This window comes from Variovorax sp. BGA-UO-ETr-C22, from assembly GCF_059567965.1.
Genome location: NZ_JCAQPA010000011.1, coordinates 2,623,525 through 2,641,870 on the forward strand (window position 1 = coordinate 2,623,525; position 18,346 = coordinate 2,641,870).

At 69.4% G+C, this 18,346-nt stretch carries 17 protein-coding genes; 12 read left to right on the top strand and 5 right to left on the bottom strand.

The genetic code is table 11. The features are described 5' to 3' along the window. Positions 1-7: 7 nt before the first annotated feature. From dxs to xseB, 3 genes are read right to left on the bottom strand one after another with little or no spacing between them, the layout of a single operon-like run. Positions 8-1,852: a 1-deoxy-D-xylulose-5-phosphate synthase gene (gene dxs / locus AC57B8_RS32290; protein WP_070061821.1), complete on the bottom strand. Its 1,845-nt coding sequence runs from the start codon at positions 1,850-1,852 to the stop codon at positions 8-10. Positions 1,853-1,874: 22 nt separating this feature from the next. Further along, positions 1,875-2,804, bottom strand: a complete 930-nt coding sequence (locus AC57B8_RS32295; RefSeq protein WP_496481842.1) for a polyprenyl synthetase family protein — start codon at positions 2,802-2,804, stop codon at positions 1,875-1,877. Further along, a complete protein-coding gene (xseB, locus tag AC57B8_RS32300) occupies positions 2,801-3,067 on the bottom strand; it encodes an exodeoxyribonuclease VII small subunit (RefSeq protein WP_496481843.1) in 267 nt (88 codons plus the stop codon). Before xseB ends, AC57B8_RS32295 begins: the two co-directional genes overlap by 4 nt. A 273-nt stretch (positions 3,068-3,340) precedes the next feature. On the opposite strand from xseB, the gene AC57B8_RS32305 reads away from it, so the two are divergent. From AC57B8_RS32305 to AC57B8_RS32340, 8 genes are all read left to right on the top strand, one after another. After that, a complete protein-coding gene (locus AC57B8_RS32305; protein ID WP_095744298.1) occupies positions 3,341-4,486 on the top strand; it encodes an aromatic ring-hydroxylating oxygenase subunit alpha in 1,146 nt (381 codons plus the stop codon). A 58-nt stretch (positions 4,487-4,544) separates the two neighbouring features. Next, entirely contained in the window at positions 4,545-5,477 is a 933-nt protein-coding gene (locus tag AC57B8_RS32310; protein ID WP_235926703.1) for a DMT family transporter, read from the top strand. A gap of 53 nt (positions 5,478-5,530) precedes the next feature. Further along, a complete protein-coding gene (locus AC57B8_RS32315) occupies positions 5,531-6,439 on the top strand; it encodes a sulfurtransferase (RefSeq protein ID WP_062468825.1) in 909 nt (302 codons plus the stop codon). After that, positions 6,436-7,026 carry a DUF2796 domain-containing protein gene (locus AC57B8_RS32320; protein WP_235926706.1) on the top strand — a complete coding sequence of 197 codons (591 nt, stop codon included), beginning with the start codon at positions 6,436-6,438 and terminating at the stop codon, positions 7,024-7,026. The genes AC57B8_RS32315 and AC57B8_RS32320 overlap by 4 nt, the downstream gene beginning before the upstream one ends. A 4-nt stretch (positions 7,027-7,030) precedes the next feature. After that, a complete protein-coding gene (locus tag AC57B8_RS32325) occupies positions 7,031-7,777 on the top strand; it encodes an ABC transporter ATP-binding protein (RefSeq protein ID WP_095946849.1) in 747 nt (248 codons plus the stop codon). After that, positions 7,774-9,036 carry an ABC transporter permease gene (locus tag AC57B8_RS32330; RefSeq protein ID WP_070061815.1) on the top strand — a complete coding sequence of 421 codons (1,263 nt, stop codon included), beginning with the start codon at positions 7,774-7,776 and terminating at the stop codon, positions 9,034-9,036. The genes AC57B8_RS32325 and AC57B8_RS32330 overlap by 4 nt, the downstream gene beginning before the upstream one ends. 2 nt (positions 9,037-9,038) lie before the next feature. Continuing rightward, the gene (locus tag AC57B8_RS32335; RefSeq protein WP_070061814.1) at positions 9,039-9,665 is read left to right on the top strand and encodes a DUF3299 domain-containing protein; all 627 of its coding nucleotides are present in this window, start codon (positions 9,039-9,041) and stop codon (positions 9,663-9,665) included. A gap of 228 nt (positions 9,666-9,893) precedes the next feature. Continuing rightward, positions 9,894-12,188, top strand: coding sequence for a DUF3300 domain-containing protein (locus AC57B8_RS32340; RefSeq protein WP_496481844.1), 2,295 nt, complete (start codon positions 9,894-9,896; stop codon positions 12,186-12,188). 40 nt (positions 12,189-12,228) lie between these two features. Here the strand turns inward: AC57B8_RS32340 and AC57B8_RS32345 are convergent, their stop codons facing one another. Beyond that, the gene (locus AC57B8_RS32345; RefSeq protein WP_062468836.1) at positions 12,229-13,500 is read right to left on the bottom strand and encodes a M20/M25/M40 family metallo-hydrolase; all 1,272 of its coding nucleotides are present in this window, start codon (positions 13,498-13,500) and stop codon (positions 12,229-12,231) included. Between the two features lie 136 nt (positions 13,501-13,636). Between AC57B8_RS32345 and AC57B8_RS32350 the strand changes: the two genes are divergently transcribed. After that, positions 13,637-14,275, top strand: coding sequence for a class I SAM-dependent methyltransferase (locus tag AC57B8_RS32350; RefSeq protein WP_496481845.1), 639 nt, complete (start codon positions 13,637-13,639; stop codon positions 14,273-14,275). Positions 14,276-14,451: 176 nt separating this feature from the next. Next, complete coding sequence (locus AC57B8_RS32355) at positions 14,452-16,104, top strand: ankyrin repeat domain-containing protein (RefSeq protein ID WP_496481846.1); 1,653 nt, start codon at positions 14,452-14,454, stop codon at positions 16,102-16,104. Positions 16,105-16,124: 20 nt separating this feature from the next. Here the strand turns inward: AC57B8_RS32355 and AC57B8_RS32360 are convergent, their stop codons facing one another. Then, positions 16,125-16,925 (bottom strand): sulfite exporter TauE/SafE family protein, encoded by an 801-nt coding sequence (locus AC57B8_RS32360; protein ID WP_496482257.1) that lies wholly within the window; start codon positions 16,923-16,925, stop codon positions 16,125-16,127. A 129-nt stretch (positions 16,926-17,054) separates the two neighbouring features. On the opposite strand from AC57B8_RS32360, the gene AC57B8_RS32365 reads away from it, so the two are divergent. Both AC57B8_RS32365 and AC57B8_RS32370 read left to right on the top strand, forming a co-directional pair. Beyond that, complete coding sequence (locus tag AC57B8_RS32365) at positions 17,055-17,819, top strand: AraC family transcriptional regulator (RefSeq protein WP_496481847.1); 765 nt, start codon at positions 17,055-17,057, stop codon at positions 17,817-17,819. Between the two features lie 75 nt (positions 17,820-17,894). Further along, positions 17,895-18,335, top strand: coding sequence for a surface-adhesin E family protein (locus AC57B8_RS32370; protein WP_495270925.1), 441 nt, complete (start codon positions 17,895-17,897; stop codon positions 18,333-18,335). The last annotated feature ends 11 nt before the right edge of the window (positions 18,336-18,346 follow it).

Here is an 18,346-nt window from a genome sequence, read left to right on the forward strand (position 1 = left end):
CCTCTTGTCAAACGAAGCGTTTCTTGATCGCGGCGGCAATGCCGTCGGCATCGAGGCCGATCGATGCGAGCAGCTTGGCCGGATCGCCGTGCTCGATGAAGCGGTCGGGCAGGCCCAGTTGCAGCACCGGCTTCTGGATGCCGGCGGCCTGCAGGGCCTCGACCACCGCACTGCCCGCGCCGCCCATGATGGCGCCCTCTTCGAGCGTGACGAGCGCGTCGTGCGTGCCCGCCACCTGCAGCAGCAACTCGACGTCGAGCGGCTTGGCCCAGCGCATGTTGACCACGGTGGCATCGAGCGACTCGGCCGCCGTGAGCGCCGGGTACAGCAAGGTGCCGAAGGCGAGGATGGCGATGCGCTGGCCTTCGCGCCGGACTTCGCCCTTGCCGAAGGGCAGCGCGTCGAGCGTGAGGTGCGGCGTGGTGCCGGCGCCCGCGCCGCGCGGGTAGCGCACGGCCACCGGGTGGTTCTGTTCGTAGGCGCTCGTCAGCAGCTGGCGGCACTCGCGCTCGTCGGCCGGGCAGGCGATGCTCATGTTGGGAATGCAGCGCAGGAACGGGATGTCGTACGCGCCCGCGTGCGTCGCGCCGTCGGCGCCCACGAGGCCTGCGCGGTCGAGCGCGAACACCACGGGCAGGTTCTGGATCGCCACGTCGTGGATCAGCTGGTCGTAGGCGCGCTGCAGGAAGGTCGAGTAGATCGCCACCACGGGCTTCAGGCCCTCGCAGGCCAAGCCGGCCGCGAAGGTGACGGCGTGCTGCTCGGCGATGCCGACGTCGTAGTAGCGATCAGGAAAGCGCTTCTCGAACTCCACGAGCCCCGAGCCTTCGCGCATCGCGGGCGTGATGCCCACGAGGCGGCCGTCGTGCGCGGCCGTGTCGCACAGCCACTGGCCGAAGACCTGCGTGAAGGTCTGCTTGGCGGCCGTGGTCGACTTGACCAGGCCAACCTGCGGATCGAACTTGCCCGGGCCGTGGTAGGCCACCGGGTCGGCCTCGGCGAGCTTGTAGCCCTGCCCTTTTTTCGTGACCACGTGCAGGAACTGCGGGCCGTCCAGGTGCTTGAGGTTCTCGAGCGTGGGCACCAGCGAGTCGATGTCGTGGCCGTCGATGGGGCCGACGTAGTTGAAGCCGAACTGCTCGAACAGCGTGGCCGGCACGACCATGCCCTTGGCATGCTGCTCCAGGCGCTTGGCCAGCTCGAACAGCGGCGGCGCGTTGCGCAGCACGCTCTTGCCGACGCTCTTGGCGGCGGCATAGAAGTTGCCGCTCATGAGCTGCGCGAGGTAGCGGTTGAGCGCGCCCACCGGCGGGCTGATCGACATGTCGTTGTCGTTCAGGATGACCAGCAGCTTGCAGTCGCACACGCCCGCGTTGTTGAGCGCCTCGAAGGCCATGCCGGCCGTGAGCGCGCCGTCGCCGATGATGGCCACGGCATGGCGCTTCTCGCCCTTCTGCTTGGCGGCCATGGCCATGCCGAGCGCAGCCGAGATGCTGGTCGACGAGTGGGCGGTGCCGAAGGTGTCGTACTCGCTCTCGGTGCGCTGCGGAAAGCCCGAGATGCCGCCGAGCTGGCGCAGCGTGGGCATGCGCTCGCGCCGGCCCGTGAGGATCTTGTGCGGGTAGGTCTGGTGGCCCACGTCCCACACCAGCCGGTCGTGCGGCGTGTTGAACACATGGTGCAGCGCCACCGTCAGCTCGACCGTGCCGAGGTTGGAGCTCAGGTGGCCGCCGGTGCGCGAGACGTTGTCGAGCACGCAGGCGCGCACCTCGTCGGACAGCTGCTTGAGCTGGGCCCGGTCGTACTGGCGGATCGGCGAAGGGTCGTGGAGAGTGGGAAGCAGCGGAGCCATGGAGGTGGGTTCTTTTTTCTTCTCAGCGGTCGCGGTCGACCACCATGTGGGCCAGGGCGCGCAGTGCCGAGGTGTCGGCCAGGCCGCTCTTGTTCAGCGCGGCGATGGCGTCGGCAAGCAGCTGGCTCGCCTGCGCGCGCGCGCCGTCCAGGCCGAGCAGCGACACGTAGGTGGGCTTGTCGGCCGCGGCGTCCTTGCCGGCGGTCTTGCCCAGGGTTTGCGAGTCGGCGGTGACGTCGAGGATGTCGTCGACCACCTGGAACGCCAGGCCGATGGCGGCGCCGTAGTCGCGCAGCGCCGCCAGCGCGGCCGGCGACACGGTGCCGCAGGCGGCGCCCATCTCGACGCTGCCCTGCAGCAGCGCGCCGGTCTTCAGGCGGTGCATTTCGCGCAGCTGGGTTTCGTTCAGTGCGATGCCGACGCTGGCCAGGTCGATGGCCTGGCCGCCGGCCATGCCCTGGCTGCCGGCGGCGCGCGCCAGCAGGCGGCACAGCAGGGCCTGCATGGCTGCGGGCACCTCGTCGCCCTCGGGCGCGAGCAGCTCGAAGGCCAGCGCCTGCAGCGCGTCGCCCGCCAGCAGCGCGTCGGCTTCGCCGAACTTCACGTGCACGGTGGGCTTGCCGCGGCGCAGCACGTCGTTGTCCATGCACGGCAGGTCGTCGTGCACCAGCGAATAGGCGTGGATGAGTTCGGTGGCGCAGGCCGCACGCAGCGCGGCGTGGGCGTTGCCGCCGACCGCTTCATTGGCCGCGAGCACCAGCAGTGGCCGCAGCCGCTTGCCGCCGTCGAGCACGGCATAGCGCATGGCGTCGCCCAGCAGCACCGGTGCATCAACGCCGACCCAGCGCGACAGCGCCGCTTCGACCGTGGCCAGGTGGGGCTCGGCCCAGCCGGCCAGCGTCTTCGCGTCCCAGGGGGTGGTGGCGGTGGAGGTCATCGGGACGGCGCTCATTCGGCCGTCCAGGGCTTGAGGCTGCCTGCGTCGAGCACCTTGATCTGGTCCTCGACCGCCTGCAGCTTGTCGCGGCAGAAGCCGAGCAGTGCGGCGCCGCGCTGGTAGCTGCCCAGCAGCTGGTCCAGCGGCAACTGGCCCGCTTCGAGTTCTGCAACCAGTTGTTCCAGTTCCTGGAGCCCGGCTTCGTAGCTGGCGGGCAACGGCCCGGTGTCGGGCGTGGCCGCCGGGCTGGTCGTGGAAGGAGAAGGCACCTTGGGCATGCAACGAATCGTGGATGAAACGGAACATTTTAGGGCGGGGGCGCAACGAACCGCCGGGCAGCCTGCGCACGTGTGCGCGACCCTTTGCAACACCCTGTAGGACGCCCGGCCATGCGAGGCAAAAACCCGGCGGGCGCAAAAATGCCCCCCGGGTACAATCCCCGCTTCCCCCGCCGGTCGCACCGGCACACCTCTTCGGGCCGTCACCCTTGCAGACGGCGCCTTCCGTTTTTTTCTTTTTTTCTCCCTGTGGGGAGCTTGGTCAGGTCCTCCATGTCTGATTTAAGTCTTCAACTGCAGCAGGCCGCGAGCCAACTTCCAGTTACCGCGTATTTCGACGAGGCCTTGTACGCCCGCGAAATGCAGAACCTTTTCGCGCGAGGGCCCCGCTACGTCGGGCACCGACTGGCCGTGCCCGAGCCGGGTGACTTCCACACCCTGCCGCAAGAGCACCAGGGCCGCGCGCTGGTCCACACGCCCAAGGGCGTGGAGCTCATCTCGAACGTCTGCCGCCACCGCCAGGCCCTGATCCTGCAGGGCCGGGGCCAGCTCGACGCCCAGACCGGCGGCAACATCGTCTGCCCGCTGCACCGCTGGACCTACGCCGCCAAAGACGCGCGCACCACCGGCACGCTGATCGGCGCCCCGCATTTCGACCAGGACCCGTGCCTGAACCTGCACAACTACCCGCTCACCGAATGGAACGGTCTTCTGTTCGAGAAGAACGCCGACGGAAGCGGCCGTGACGTGGCGGCCGACATGGCGGGCCTGGGCCCGCAGGCCGACCTCGACTTCTCGGGCTACGCGCTCGACCGCGTCGAGCTGCACGAGTGCAACTACAACTGGAAGACCTTCATCGAGGTCTACCTCGAGGACTACCACGTCGGCCCATTCCATCCCGGCCTGGGCAGCTTCGTCACCTGCGACGACCTGCGCTGGGAGTTCAAGCCCGAGTTCTCGGTGCAGACGGTGGGCGTGGCCAACCGCCTGGGCCGCGCGGGCAGCCCGGTCTACCAGAAGTGGCAGGAGCAACTGCTCAAGTACCGCGACGGCAAGCCGCCGAAGTACGGCGCGATCTGGCTCACCTACTACCCGCACGTGATGATCGAGTGGTACCCGCACGTGCTCACGGTGTCGACGCTGCACCCGGTGAGCCCGACCAAGACGCTCAACATGGTCGAGTTCTTCTACCCCGAGGAAATCGTCGCCTTCGAGCGCGAGTTCGTCGAGGCCCAGCAGGCCGCCTACATGGAAACCTGCGTGGAAGACGACGAGATCGCCGAGCGCATGGACGCCGGCCGCCGCGCGCTCATGCTGCGCGGCGACAACGAGACCGGCCCCTACCAGAGCCCCATGGAAGACGGCATGCAGCAGTTCCACGAGTGGTACCGCAACGCGATGCAACAACCACGCGCCTGAACGCCGCCCCGCCCCGCACCCGCCGGGGCTTTCTTTTTTCTGATCTGGATGTCAATCGATGCAAGCGCTGTGGATGGTGCTCGGGGCCTTTCTGTTCGCCACCATGAGCGTGGTCGTGAAGGTGGCCTCCGAATGGTTCAACAGCGGTGAGATGGTCCTGGGGCGCGGCCTCATCGGCATCGTGTTTCTCTGGCTGCTGGCGCGCAACCGCGGCACCTCGCTCGCCACCAAGTACCCCGGCATGCACGCCTGGCGCAGCACCATCGGCGTGGTGTCGCTGGGCGCGTGGTTCTACGCCATCGCCCACATGCCGCTGGCCACGGCCGTCACGCTCAACTACATGAGCAGCGTGTGGGTCGCGGCCTTCCTGGTCGGCGGCGCGCTGCTGGCCTGGGTGCCGGTGCCCGGGCGCGACGGCCGCATCGAGCGCCCGCCGCTGCAGGGCCCGCTGGTGATGACCGTGCTCGCGGGCTTTGCCGGCGTGGTGCTCATGCTCAAGCCCACGGTGGGCGGTGGCGACGGCTTCGCGGGCATGCTGGGCCTGCTGTCGGGCGTCACGGCCGCCTTTGCCTACATGCAGGTGGTGGCGCTGTCGCGCATCGGCGAGCCCGAGCTGCGCACGGTCTTCTACTTCGCGGTCGGCTCGGCCGTGGCCGGCGCCTTCGCCACGGCCGCGACCGGGTTTTCGGGCGGCAGTTCGTGGACGTGGCAGCATGCGCTGTGGCTGCTGCCGATCGGCCTCTTGGCCGCCCTCGGACAGCTGTGCATGACCCGCGCCTACGCCACCGCCAAGACCCAGGCCGGCACACTGGTGGTGGCGAACCTGCAATATTCGGGCATCGTGTTCGCGGCCTTCTACAGCGTGGTGCTGTTCGACGACCGCATCGACGCGGCCGGCTGGGGCGGCATGGCACTGATCATCGCCAGCGGCATCGCGGCCACCGTGCTGCGGCAGCGGGCCGTGCCGAAGGCGCCGGCCGAGGAACACTGAACGCAGCAGCCACGGCACCCATCGCCGAACCATTTTTCGAAGGAGCTCCCGCCATGTACACCACCCTCATCTCCGTCGAACAACTCAGGCAGCTGCGCGAGGGCGACTCGCCCCTCATGGTGTTCGACTGCAGCTTCGACCTCATGAAGCCCGAGGCCGGCGCGCAGCTGTATGCCGCCGCGCACATCCCGGGCGCGCAGTACGCCAACCTCGACACCGACCTCAGCGCCAAGCATGGCCTGCCCGGCGCGCGCGGCGACGTGGTGGTGGCACAGGACGACGGCGTGCCCGCCTCGGGCGGGCGCCATCCGCTGCCCAGCCGCGAGAAGTTCGCGGCCTGGCTCTCGTCGGTGGGTTTCTCCAACACGATGCAGGCCGTGGTGTACGACCGCAACGGCGCCAACTACTGCGGACGCCTGTGGTGGATGCTCAAGTGGATGGGCCACGACGCCGTGGCCGTGCTCGACGGCGGCCTGCAGGCCTGGCAGGCCGCGGGCGGCGAAGTGACCGACCGCGAGGAGCCCGCGCGCTTCCAGTCGAATTTCGTACAGGGCGAGCCGATCGCCAGGCTCGTGACCACCGACACCGTGGTGCGCCGGCTCGGCCAGCCTGACCAGAACCTGATCGACGCGCGTGCCGGTGCACGTTACCGCGGCGAGGTGGAACCTCTGGACCCGATCGCGGGTCACATCCCCGGGGCCCTGAACCGGCCCTTCGCCGACAACATCGGTCCCGACGGCAAGTTCAAGCCCGCCGCGCAACTGCGCGCCGAGTTCGAAGCACTGCTCGCGGGGCGCGATGCGGCGACCGTCGTCCACCAGTGCGGCAGCGGCGTGAGCGCCGTGCCCAACCTGCTCGCGATGCAGATCGCGGGGTTCGGGACGACCGCGCTCTATGCCGGCAGCTGGAGCGAATGGAGCAACACGCCGGGGCTGCCGACCCGGCAAGGCGCAGAACCATGATGCACACCCTGCACACCCGACTTCGACGCACGTCGTCCGGCTTCGCACTGACCGCCGCCGCGCTGTTCGCGGCCGCCATCCTTCCCGCACAAGCGCAACAACAGCACGCGCATGTGCACGGCCAGCTCAAGCTCGACGTGGCCATCGACGGGCCCACCATCGTGATCGCCATGGAATCGCCGCTGGACAACATCGTCGGCTTCGAGCGCGCGCCCAAGACCGACGCCGAGAAGAAGACCGTCGAAGCCGCCATCGCCCAGTTGCGCGCGGCCGACAAGCTCTTCACCATCGACCCCGCCGCCAACTGCAAGCTCGGCCCCGTCGACCTGCGCTCCGGCGCGCTCGGCCTGGGCAACCCCGACCCGGCCGAATCGAGCGGGCATGCCGACCTCGACGCTTCCTTCTCCTTCAACTGCACACAGGCCGCCGCCGCGAAGTTCATCGACCTGAACCTGTTTACGGCCTTCAAGGGCGCACGCCAGATCGACGTGCAGATCGCCAGCGCGCAAGGCCAGTTCAAGCGCCAGCTGAAGCGCCCGAGCGGCGCGCAGGCGGCGCAGCCTTCCCGCCTGACGCTGGGCAAGTGACAGCGTGAGCACCCTCCCGCAGGCCGAGACCACGCACTTGCGCGTCGTGCTCGCCGCCGAAGCCCTGCGCTTCACCTGGCCCGGCGTGAAGACACCCTGCATCGACATCGAGGCCCTGCGCATCACGGCGGGTGAATCCGTGTTCCTGCACGGCCCGAGCGGCTGCGGCAAGAGCACGCTGCTGTCGCTGCTGGCCGGCGTGCTGGTGGCCGACGAAGGCCGCGTCACGCTGCTGGGCCACGACTGGGCCAAGCTCTCGGGCACGCAGCGCGATCGCGCCCGCGTGGCGCACGTGGGCTACATCTTCCAGCAGTTCAACCTGCTGCCCTACCTGAGCGTGCTCGACAACGTGCTGCTGCCCTGCCGCTTCTCGGCGCGCCGCGAGGCGCAGGCCGCGCGCAACGGCAGCTCGCGCGACGAAGCCGAGCACCTGCTCGACCAGATGGGCCTGGACCGCGCGCTGTGGAAGCGCCAGGCGCTGCAGCTGTCCGTGGGCCAGCAGCAGCGCGTGGCCGCGGCGCGCGCGCTCATCGGCCAGCCCGAGGTCGTCATTGCCGACGAGCCCACCTCCGCACTCGACGAAGACCGGCGCGAAGCCTTTCTCGACGTGCTGCTCACGGCCTGCGCCGTGAACCACAGCGCGCTCGTGTTCGTGAGCCACGACCAGCGCATCGCGCCACGCTTCGCGCGGCACGTGCTGCTGCCGGAGATCAACCGTGCGGCATCGAGCGCGATGGCGGTGGACGCATGAGAGCTCTTTTCTCGATCGCATGGCGCAGCGCCTGGAACCGCCGCTTCACGCTCGCGCTGACGGTGTTCTCGATCGCGCTGTCGACCTTCCTGCTGCTGGGCGTCGAGCGCATCCGCACCGAGCTGCGCGAGAACTTCGCCTCGTCGGTCTCGGGCACCGACCTCATCGTGGGCGCGCGCACCGGCTCCACGCAGCTCTTGCTGTACTCGGTGTTCCGCATCGGCGCGGCCACCAACAACATCTCGTGGAAGAGTGTGCAGGCACTGCAGGCGCACCCCGGCGTCGACTGGGTGGTGCCGCTGTCGCTGGGCGATTCGCACCGCGGTTTCTCGGTGCTCGCGACCACGCCCGAGTACTTCACGCACTTCCGCTACGGCGACCGCCAGACCTTGAAGCTGCGCGAAGGCAAGCCCTTCGACGCGCTGTTCGACGCCGTGGTCGGCGCCGAGGTGGCCGACAAGCTCGGCTACCACGTGGGCCAGAAGATCACGCTGGCGCACGGCAGCGGCGAGCTCAACGTGGCCGAGCATGCCGACAAGCCCTTCACCGTGGTGGGCGTGCTCGCGCGCACCGGCACGCCGGTCGACCGCACGGTGCACATCGGCCTGGCGGCCATGGAAGCCATCCACCTCGAATGGGTGGGCGGCGCGCCGATGCCGGGCGTGAAGATTCCCGCCGAGCAGGTGCGCAAGTTCGACCTCACGCCCAAGAACGTGACGGCCGCGCTCGTGGGCCTGAAGAACCGCGCCGCCGTGTTCGGCGTGCAGCGCTGGATTTCGACGTACACCGGCGAGCCGCTGATGGCCATCCTGCCCGGCGTGGCGCTCGACGAACTGTGGAGCGTGATCGGCATCGGCGAAAACGCGCTGCTGCTGATGTCGGCCCTGGTCGCGCTCGTGAGCCTGGCGGGGCTGGTGTCGGTGGTGATGGCGGGTCTGAACGAACGCCGCCGCGAGCTCGCCGTGCTGCGCGCCGTGGGAGCGGGCCTGCGCCACGTGCTGGCGCTGCTGGCGCTCGAAGGCGCGCTGGTCACCGTGCTGGGCGTGCTGCTGGGCGTGACGATGGCGGTGCTCGGCATCGCCCTGCTCTCGCCATGGCTGCAGGCGCAGTTCGGGCTGACGCTGAGCCTGTCCGAACCTACACTGAACGAATGGCTGCTGACAGCGAGCCTGCTGGTCGCCGGCTGGCTCGCGAGCCTGCTGCCCGGCATCCGGGCCTACCGCCTGTCGCTGGCCGACGGCCTTTCTCCGAGAATCTGACCATGACGAAGACCTCCACACCCCGCGTGCTCACCGCCCTGTCGATGCTGCTGGCCGGCGCCGGCCTCGCAGCCGCCGCCTGGGCCGCCGAGCCCGCACCGAAGGACACCACCGCGACCAACCCGCTGGGCGGCAAGCCGGCCGCCACCGCGCCCCAGGCCGCGGCGGGCCAGCCGCGCCAGATCAGCTGGGAAGAGCTGGTGCCCAAGGACTGGGACCCGGCCAAGGCCTTCAAGGGCATCGACCTGAGCACGCTCGACGACGGTGACCCGCGCGCCAACGAGCTGCTGATGAAGATGCAGGAGGTGTCGAACAACGCGCCCACCAACCCCGCGCTCAACGGCGTGGAAGTGAAGATCCCTGGCTTCATCGTGCCGCTCGAAGAGGCCAAGGGCGAGGTCACCGAGTTCCTGCTCGTGCCCTACTTCGGCGCCTGCATCCACACGCCACCGCCGCCGGCCAACCAGATCCTGCACGTCATTCCGCAAAAGGGCGCCAAGTTCCGCGCCATGGACACCGTGTGGGTCACCGGCAAGCTGCAGACGCTGCGCAACGACTCGATGATGGGCGTGAGCGGCTACCACGTGAAGGCCAGCAGCGTCACCAAGTATTCGGGCGGCGCCAAGTAACGACAGAGGTTCTTCCCCGGGCGATCGCCACGTCGCCCGGTGGTCTCGTGGTCCTGCGCCGACAGGACGGGCGGCGCACCGCCGACACAGACCGTTGCATCCGGGGCGCAGGCTGTGTCATCGCCTGCTCTGGCCCGCCGTTGAAGGAGTTCCGGGCACCATGCCGGCGTCTTCAGGACATGCCAGATGACACCCTCTCCCCGCCTCCCCCGCCTTCAGCGGCGCCTCATGGCTTCGCTGTGCGTCGCAGCGTTGTTCGTTGCAGGCTGCGACAAGCCCGCACCACCACCTCCCGCCGCTGAAGCACCGGCCACCCAGGCACCAGCCCCCGCGCCCGTCGCCGCGCCGGTGCCGGCCGCCTACACGCCGCCTTCGGCCGAGCAGCTCTACCAGCTGGTCGCACCGATTGCGCTGTACCCCGACAAGCTCGTCGCGCAGATCCTGGCCGGAGCCACCTACCCCGATCAGATCACCGCGGCCCACGGCTGGCTGCAGCAGAACCCCACGCTCAAGGCCGGCCCGCTCGCCGATGCAGCCAACCAGCAGCCGTGGGACCCGAGCGTGAAGTCACTCACCGCGTTCCGGCCCGTGATGGACCAGATGGCCGGCAACATCGCGTGGACCACCTCGCTGGGCAAGGCCTACTACAACGACCCGGCCGACGTGATGAACGCGATCCAGGTGATGCGCCAGCGCGCGTCGAAAGCCGGCCGCCTCAAGAACAACGACAAGCTGCGCGTGGCGCGCGCCGCGACGCCGCCCAACTACACGCCCGCGCCCGACATGCAGCCGATGTACGCGGGCCCCCTGGTGATCGAGCCGCCCGAGGAACTCATCACCATCGAGCCCGTGCAGGCCGACGTGGTGTACGTGCCGCGCTACGACCCACAGGTGGTGTACGACACGCCCGTGGCCGTCTACCCCGGCTATGCCTATGCACCGCCGCCGGTGGTGGTCGAGCCCGGCTACAGCCGTGGCCAGGTGGCCGCGGTGGGCGCGCTGGCCTTCGGCAGCGGCGTGATCGTCGGCTCGGCGCTGGAGCGCCACGGCTGGGGCTGGAACGCCTGGAACATGAACTGGGGCGCGCCGCGCTGGCGCGACCGCGCGGCACCGCCGCCACCGGCCTACCGGCCTGCGGTGGTCTACAACAACAGCACGTATGTCTCGCGCTCGACCACGGTGGTCAACAACGTGCGCAACGTCTACAACAACAACTACGCAGGCGATCGCAGCGGCCCGCCGACCGGTGCGGCGGCATGGCAGGCAGCGCAGCAGCAAGAGCAGCTGCAGCAACAGGCGCGTGCCCAGCAACAGCAACAAGCGCTGGTGCAGCAGCAGGCAACCCAGAACCAGTTGCGCGAACAACAGCAGGCGCAACAGGAACAGGCACGGCGCCAGCAACAGGTACAGCAGGAACAGGCCTTGCGCCAGCGCCAGGACCAGCAGGAGCAGGCCCGTCGACAGCAGATGCAACAGCAACAAGCGGCGCAGAACCAGCAGCGTCAACAGCAGGCGCAGCAGGAACAGGCGCGCCGTCAGCAGCAGATGCAGCAGGACCAGGCCCTGCGCCAACGCCAGGATCAGCAGGAACAAGCCCGTCGCCAGCAGATGCAGCAACAGCAGGCCACGCAGGACCCGCAGCGTCAGCAACAAGCCCAGCAGGAGCAGGCACGACGTCAACAGCAAGCGCAACAGGAACAGGCACTGCGTCAGCGGCAAGACCCGCAGGAGCAGGCCCGTCGACAGCAGATGCAGCAACAGCAGGCCGCGCAAGACCAGCAGCGTCAACAACAGGCGCAGCAGGAACAGGCACGGCGTCAGCAGCAAGCGCAACAGGAGCAGGCACTGCGTCAACGCCAGGACCCGCAGGACCAAGCCCGTCGCCAGCAGATGCAGCAACAGCAGGCCGCGCAAGACCAGCAGCGCCAACAACAGGCCCAGCAAGAGCAGGCGCGTCGCCAGCAGCAGGCGCAGCAACAGGAACAGGCGTTGCGCCAACAACGCCAGGACCAGCAGGAGCAGGGCCGCCGCCAACAGATGCAGCAACAACAGGCGCAACAGGAGCAGCTACGTCGCCAGCAGGAACAGCAGCAGGCCCAGGCCGCCCAGCAACAGCAACGGCAACGGCAGGCGCAGCAGGAACAGGCCCAGCGAGCGCAGCAGATGCAGCAACAGGCTCAACAGGAGCAGGCCCGTCGCCAGCAGCAGCTGCAACAGCAACAACAGGCACAGGCGCAAGCCGCGCAACAGCAACGCCAGGCCCAGATGGAACAGGCGCGCCAGATGCAGATGCAACAGCAGCAGGCCGCCCAGGCCCAGCAACGCCAGCAACAGGAGCAGATGCAGCGCCAGCAGATGCAACAACAACAGCAGGCGGCGCAGAACCAGGCGCGCCAGCAGCAGCACCAGCAGGAACAGATGCAACGCCAGCAGGCGCAACAGCAGCAAGCCCAGGCTCAGGCCGCCGCGGCGGCAGCTGCCGCCCATCGCCGCCGCCCGGGCGATCCCAACGCACCGCAGTGAACCCGCGGCCCCTGCCGCGGGCGCACTGCGCGCTACAAGCTCAGTTCTTGCCGATCTCGGTCAGCAGCCGCGTCACGAGGTACAGGCGCGGCACGATCGAGTCGACCTCGATGTACTCGTCGCGCGCGTGGTAGCCGAAGCCCGCGAGGCCGAAGCTCTCGACCACCGTGGCCTTGCCCGAGCGGCCCGCGAAGCCCGCGTCGGTGCCGCCGCCGGTCATCGGCGTCAGCGCCAGTTCGCGGTCGAGCTCCTTGTAGATCGCCTGCGCCTTCTCGGCCAGCGCGCGGCCCTTGGCGCCCGCGACGAAGGCCGGGCGGCCCACCTCGACCTTCACCGTGGTCTCGGTGTCGGGAATCAGCTTGCCGCTGGCGATCTTGGCCTGCAGCGCCTCGGTGAGCTTCTTCTCGGCACCGGGCTGCGTGATGCGGATGTCGCCCAGCGCCTGCGCCTTCTCGGTGATCTGGTTGATCGGGCCGGTGGCGCGTGCCACGGTCCAGTTCAGCGTCACGCCAGGGATGTCCTTGGCGAGGTCCTTGGTCTGCAGCATCTGGTACGACAGCTCGTACAGCGCGTTGCGGCCCAGCTCGGGCGCGGCGCCGGCGTGCGCCGCGCGGCCCTTCACCTCGAGCGTGGCCTGCGCGATGCCGGCCGCGCCGAGCAGCAGCGACTCGCCCTTGGCCACCGCCTTGGCAGCCGTCGGCTCGAAGGACAGCACGGTGTCGTGCAGGTCGGCCGTGGTGGCGATGAGTTCACCCGAACCCACCGAGCCCACCTCTTCGTCGGGGTTCACGAGCACGGTGAGCGTGTCGTAGTCACGCCAGCCCGCGTCGGCCAGGATCTTCAGCGACGCCATCATCACCGCGAGGCCGCCCTTGTCGTCGGCGATGCCCGGGCCGTAGATGCGATTGCCGTCCACCTTGTAGGGCTGGCTGTTCAGGATGCCCGGCGCGTACACCGTGTCCATGTGGCCCTGCAGCATGATCTTGCGCTTGCCTGTGCCCTTGATCGTGCCGATGACGATGTCGGCACCCGCACCGGCCGAGGCCTTGCGGCGCTCCGTCTTGAAGCCGGCCGCCTTCAGGCGCCCCTCGATCACGTCGGCCATCTTCATCAGGCCCTCGACGTTCAGGCTGCCCGACTCGATGGACACCATCTCCTTCAGGTTGTCGATGACGGCGGGCTGCGCCTTCTCGGCAGCGGCGAGCAGCTTCGCATCGGGCGCCGCCTGCGCGGTGGCCACGGCGCCCAGCGCCAGGCCGCAGGCCAGGGCGACGGAACGCAGGGAGAAGAAAGACGAGGTACGCATGGTCATGAGAGTCTCTTTTCCTGGAGTGATTGGCGGGCGCCAGCATAGCGACATGGCGGGCGAAGCGGTGCAAATCGGCGACAGCACCCAGGCGGCGGTTTACAGTGCGCCGCACCCTTCCACACACCGCGCATCGAAGACCATGAGCCTAGCGAACGACGCCAGATTCTGGGACCGCAGCTCGCGCCGCTACGCGAAGAGCGCCATCGCGGACGAGGCCGGCTACGCGCGCACGCTCGAGCGGACCCGCGCCCTGTTCAAGCCCGACGCGCGCGTGCTCGAACTGGGCTGTGGCACCGGCACGACGGCCCTGCGCCTCGCGGGCCACGTCCGCGCGTACCTGGCGACGGACATCGCCGACGGCATGATCGCCATCGCCGAAGAGAAGCACACCGCCGCTCCGGTGCCCGGCCTGGCGTTCCGCGTGGCGACCGCCGAGACGCTGGCACCGGACGAAGGCCTCTTCGACGTCGCCCTGGGCTTCAACTACCTCCACCTGGTGCGCGACCTGCCCGGCACGCTGCGCCGCATCCACGCCCTGCTCGCGCCGCAGGGCCTGTTCGTCTCCAAGACGCCCTGCCTCGGCGACATGACCCCGCTCTTGCGGCTGGCCTTGCTGCCCGCGATGCGCGCGATCGGTCTGGCACCGCATGCCGGTGTGTTCCGGGCTGCAGAACTCGGGGCGCATCTGCAGGCGGCCGGCTTCGAGGTGCTTGCCAGCGAGAACCACGCGACGAAGGGTGGCGAGAACCGCCCCTTCATCGTGGCGCGCAAGCGGTGACCTGCACTTCGGCGCGTGGCGTCGCCCTGACCCGATCCGCTACCATCCGGGCCGCGGTGCAAGCCGCGCCCGGGCCCGCGGGAAGGGTTGAACCCACTTGCCTTCTTCATGACGATCCACAGCCTTTTGTGCAGCCGGATTTGCGGGTCATCGGCGCCTGATGCACGGAGGTTTCCATGAAGCGCATTCCCGCCCGGCCCGACATCGGCCACCTGAAGAAGCAAGCCAAGGAACTGCTGGCGCTCTACCGCGGCAACGATCCCGCGGCCTTTCACCGATTTCGCAGCGCGCTGCCGGCTGCGTCGGGCAAGACTGACGGCACCCTCGCAGCCCAGGGCTTGCGCCTGCACGATGCCCAGTCGTGCGTGGCGCGCGAGTACGGCTTCGCGTCGTGGGCCGACCTGCAGGGCTTTGTCCTCGCCCGCAGGGCGCAGGTCGATGAGCCGGCCCAAGCAGTGCTCCATTGGCTGCGCCTCGTGTACGCGGGCGACATCGCTGGTGGCACGAACCGCGCAAGGCCCGCGGCGGCCTTGCGCATGCGCGACGAGAACCCTGCCCTTACGGCGGCTGGCGACCCTTGGGTGGCCTGCGCCATCGGCGATGAAGCCGCGCTGCGCCACGCCACCGCGCAAGACCCGACATGGGTCCATCGCGCGGGCGGCCCGCTGCAACTGCCGCCGCTCGTCGCCGTCACGCATTCCGGCCTGATGCGACTGCCGGGCCATCGCGAACGCCTGCACGCGTGCGCGAAGTTCCTGCTCGAGGCCGGCGCCTCGCCCGATCAGTCCGCCGGCAACCGCTGGCCTCCCGCATCGCTCGAAGCGCCGGCCGACACCGAGCGGCTTTCCGCGCTGTACGGCGCGGCCGGCCAGAACCACGACCCTGAGCTGACGAAGCTGCTGCTCGACGCCGGGGCCGACCCGAACGACGGCGAGTCGCTGTACCACTCGCTGGACCAGCCCGCCTGCACGAAGCTGCTGCTGGAAGCCGGCGCGCGCGTGACGGGCTCCAACGCGCTGTACCGGGTGCTCGACCTGGACGACGTCCAGACGCTGCTCCTCCTGCTCGCACACGGCGGCGACGCGAACGAGCCGCCGCAGGGTCCGCCCATCTCGGACTGGGGTTCGCCGCTGCTGTGGGCCCTTCGCCGCCGCCGTTCACCGGCGCACATCGAGGCCTTGCTGGCCGCTGGCGCGCACCCCAACGTGTTCACGCAAGACGGCACACCCGCCTACATCGTCGCCCTGCGCTTCGGGCTGACGGAGGTCGCGCAACTGCTGCAGGCCGCGAGCGGCGACCCGACGCCACTCTCCATCAGCGAAGCCTTCATCGCCGCATGCGCGCGCGGCGACGAAGCCACGGCGCGCGAGCTGCAGGCGCGGCACCCCGGCCTCCTCGGCTCGCTCGACACCACGCAGCTTCGCCTGCTGCCCGAGCTCGCCGCCCAGGGCTGCAGCGACGCGGTGAAGGCGATGGTCACGCTCGGCTGGCCGCTCGAAGTCCGTGGTGGCGACTGGGACGCCTCGGCGCTCAACCATGCCGTGTTCTGCGGCGATGCGGCGCTCACCCGGTTCCTGCTCGCACACGGTGCCGACTGGCAGGCGCCGCACGGCTTCGGCGACAACGCCTGCGGCACCTTGTCGTGGGCCTCGCTCAACGAGCCCGTCGAAGGCGGCGACTGGGTCGGCTGCGCCCAGGCCCTGGTGGCCCACGGCATGCCCCCTGCGCGGCCCGACCCGCAGGACGCGGACGGCGTGCTCATCGGTGCGCGGCGCAGCGTGTTCTCGGACGAGGTCACGGACTTCCTGCTGGGCGCATCGATGGCGTGAAGCGGGACGGTGCCGTGCGCTCAGCGCACCACCATCGCCCCGAACACCACGATCAACAAGGCCAGGTAGACCTTGGCGTGGACGCGGTCCGGAATGCGCCCGATCCACAGCGCGGCGACGCGGATGCCGATCCACGAACCCACCACGAGCGCCGCCGCCGCGCGCACGTCGACATACCCCACATGCCACGGTCCGAACGCCGGCGTCGAGGTGGCGGACAAGGCCACGTAGGTGGCCGTGCCCGCCAGCGCGACCGGCAGCGACAGCGGATTGGCCATGGCCGTCGCGCGACTCATCTCGATGCCGCGACGGCGCATGAGCGGCACCGTCATCACGCTGCCGCCGACGCCAAGGAAGGCAGCAATCCAGCCGATCGCCAGGCCCGACAGCGTCGTGGCCGTGAGAGAGGGCGCAGCCTTGCCCGCCACGGCCGGCGAAAGAAAGCCGGGGCGCAGCCAGCAGTCCACGATGGTCAGCGCGAGGTACGCGGCAAATGCCCGGCGCAGCCATTCCCCGTGGACCGCGGTGGCTGCCAGCGCCCCCAGCACCGCGCCGGCGCCGATCACGCCCAGCAGCGGCCGGATGTGCGACCAGTCCAGCGTCCCCGCTCGCTGATGGCGCCACGTGGCCAGCAGCGCGCCGAAGACCATCACGCAGGTGGACGTGGCCACCGCGATCTGCATGGCCGACTGCCCGACGGCGCTGTCGGCCGCATTCAGCTGGGACAGCAGCTGGTAGAGCAACGGGACCACGACGAATCCACCGCCGAAACCGAACAGCACGGTGGTGACGCCCGTCAGGCATCCGCACACCACCAACATCACATACAACGACACAAGGCACTCCATCGACACGGAAAGAAGCCTCGAGGCTAGAGTCCGAGGGTCTGGCGCGCTTGCGATGTTCGGTCAACAATATTTGCGTTCCGGCCAACCCACTGATCCGCTGCCGTGCGCAACCAGCCTCTCGACACCCTCGACCCCACGCCCCGCGCCGTGCTGGCCATCGGCACCGACTACGCGCCCGGCACCCTGCTGGAAATGCACAGCCACCGCCGCGCCCAGTTTCTCTACGGCGCGACCGGGCTGATGGAGGTGGGCACGGACGACGGCGCCTGGGTCGTGCCGCCGCACAGCGGTGTCTGGATTCCGGCCGGCAAGCCGCACCGGGTGCGGATGGTGGGCGTCAGCACGCGCAGCCTCTACATCGAGCCGGCCGCCGCGCCGCGCGGCGGTCCGCAGTGCGAAGTGCTGGCCGTGTCGCCGCTGCTGCGGCAGTTGCTGATCGAGGCCATCGACGTGCCGGCGCTGTACGACGAACGCGGCCGCGACGGCCTGTTGATGTCGCTGGTGCTGCAGGAGGTCGGCCGCGCGGCGGCCCTGCCCTTCTTCGCGCCGCTGCCGGGCGAGCCGCGGCTGGCGGCGCTGTGCATCGCCTTCCTGCACGCGCCCGACGTGCGCACCTCGCCCCTGGCCTGGGCGCAGCAACTGCACCAGAGCGAGCGCACCTTCAGCCGGTTCTTCCGCCTGCACACCGGGATGGCGTTCGCCGAATGGCGCAGCCAGGCCTGCCTGCTCTCGGCCATGGCCCAACTGGCAACGGGCCGTTCGGTGACCGCGGTGGCGCTTCAGCTGGGCTACGACAGCCCGGGCGCCTTCTCCACCATGTTCCGCAAGCGGCTCGGGCAGAAGCCTTCGGCGTTCATCGCGACGTGAGGCGCAGGTTCTCGCTCGCGGCGATGCATGGCATTCTTCGCCTGCTTGCCCACCGATTCACAGGGAGTGAAACCAATGAAGCCTCGTCTGCCCAAGCACCGCGCCGTGCTGGCATGCCACCTCGTCGCCTCCGCCTGCGCTGCGGCGACCTTGCTGACTGCAGTCCCCGCACAAGCCGCCGACACCTGGACCGAAATCGCCACCACCCCTCGCAAGCAGGTGCTGCTGCAACGCGACTCGATCAAGCCGCATGGCGATGCCGTGGAAGCGTGGACGCTCTACCGCTACGACGAGCTGCAGACCGACGTGGGCAAGACCCCGTTTCGCACCTCGCGCTATCTCTACGACTACGACTGCAAGGGCCGGCGCGAAAAGATGCGCCGCGTCATCAGCCACAACGGGCCGCTGGAAGTGCACGACATCGACCTCGCCCGGCGCAGCGAGTGGAAGGCCGTGGGCGGTCCGACCACGGTGAGCGGGATCGTGTTCAAGCGCGTGTGCGCGCAGGTGCGCTGACCGAAAAGACG

Excerpts from the sequence above, each read along its gene's own strand:
- dxs (WP_070061821.1), bottom strand. The coding sequence starts at position 1,852 with ATGGCTCCGCTGCTTCCCACTCTCCACGACCCTTCGCCGATCCGCCAG.
- AC57B8_RS32295 (WP_496481842.1), bottom strand. The coding sequence starts at position 2,804 with ATGAGCGCCGTCCCGATGACCTCCACCGCCACCACCCCCTGGGACGCG.
- xseB (WP_496481843.1), bottom strand. The coding sequence starts at position 3,067 with ATGCCCAAGGTGCCTTCTCCTTCCACGACCAGCCCGGCGGCCACGCCC.
- AC57B8_RS32305 (WP_095744298.1), top strand. The coding sequence starts at position 3,341 with ATGTCTGATTTAAGTCTTCAACTGCAGCAGGCCGCGAGCCAACTTCCA.
- AC57B8_RS32310 (WP_235926703.1), top strand. The coding sequence starts at position 4,545 with ATGCAAGCGCTGTGGATGGTGCTCGGGGCCTTTCTGTTCGCCACCATG.
- AC57B8_RS32315 (WP_062468825.1), top strand. The coding sequence starts at position 5,531 with ATGTACACCACCCTCATCTCCGTCGAACAACTCAGGCAGCTGCGCGAG.
- AC57B8_RS32320 (WP_235926706.1), top strand. The coding sequence starts at position 6,436 with ATGATGCACACCCTGCACACCCGACTTCGACGCACGTCGTCCGGCTTC.
- AC57B8_RS32330 (WP_070061815.1), top strand. The coding sequence starts at position 7,774 with ATGAGAGCTCTTTTCTCGATCGCATGGCGCAGCGCCTGGAACCGCCGC.
- AC57B8_RS32335 (WP_070061814.1), top strand. The coding sequence starts at position 9,039 with ATGACGAAGACCTCCACACCCCGCGTGCTCACCGCCCTGTCGATGCTG.
- AC57B8_RS32340 (WP_496481844.1), top strand. The coding sequence starts at position 9,894 with ATGGCTTCGCTGTGCGTCGCAGCGTTGTTCGTTGCAGGCTGCGACAAG.
- AC57B8_RS32345 (WP_062468836.1), bottom strand. The coding sequence starts at position 13,500 with ATGACCATGCGTACCTCGTCTTTCTTCTCCCTGCGTTCCGTCGCCCTG.
- AC57B8_RS32350 (WP_496481845.1), top strand. The coding sequence starts at position 13,637 with ATGAGCCTAGCGAACGACGCCAGATTCTGGGACCGCAGCTCGCGCCGC.
- AC57B8_RS32355 (WP_496481846.1), top strand. The coding sequence starts at position 14,452 with ATGAAGCGCATTCCCGCCCGGCCCGACATCGGCCACCTGAAGAAGCAA.
- AC57B8_RS32360 (WP_496482257.1), bottom strand. The coding sequence starts at position 16,925 with ATGTTGGTGGTGTGCGGATGCCTGACGGGCGTCACCACCGTGCTGTTC.
- AC57B8_RS32370 (WP_495270925.1), top strand. The coding sequence starts at position 17,895 with ATGAAGCCTCGTCTGCCCAAGCACCGCGCCGTGCTGGCATGCCACCTC.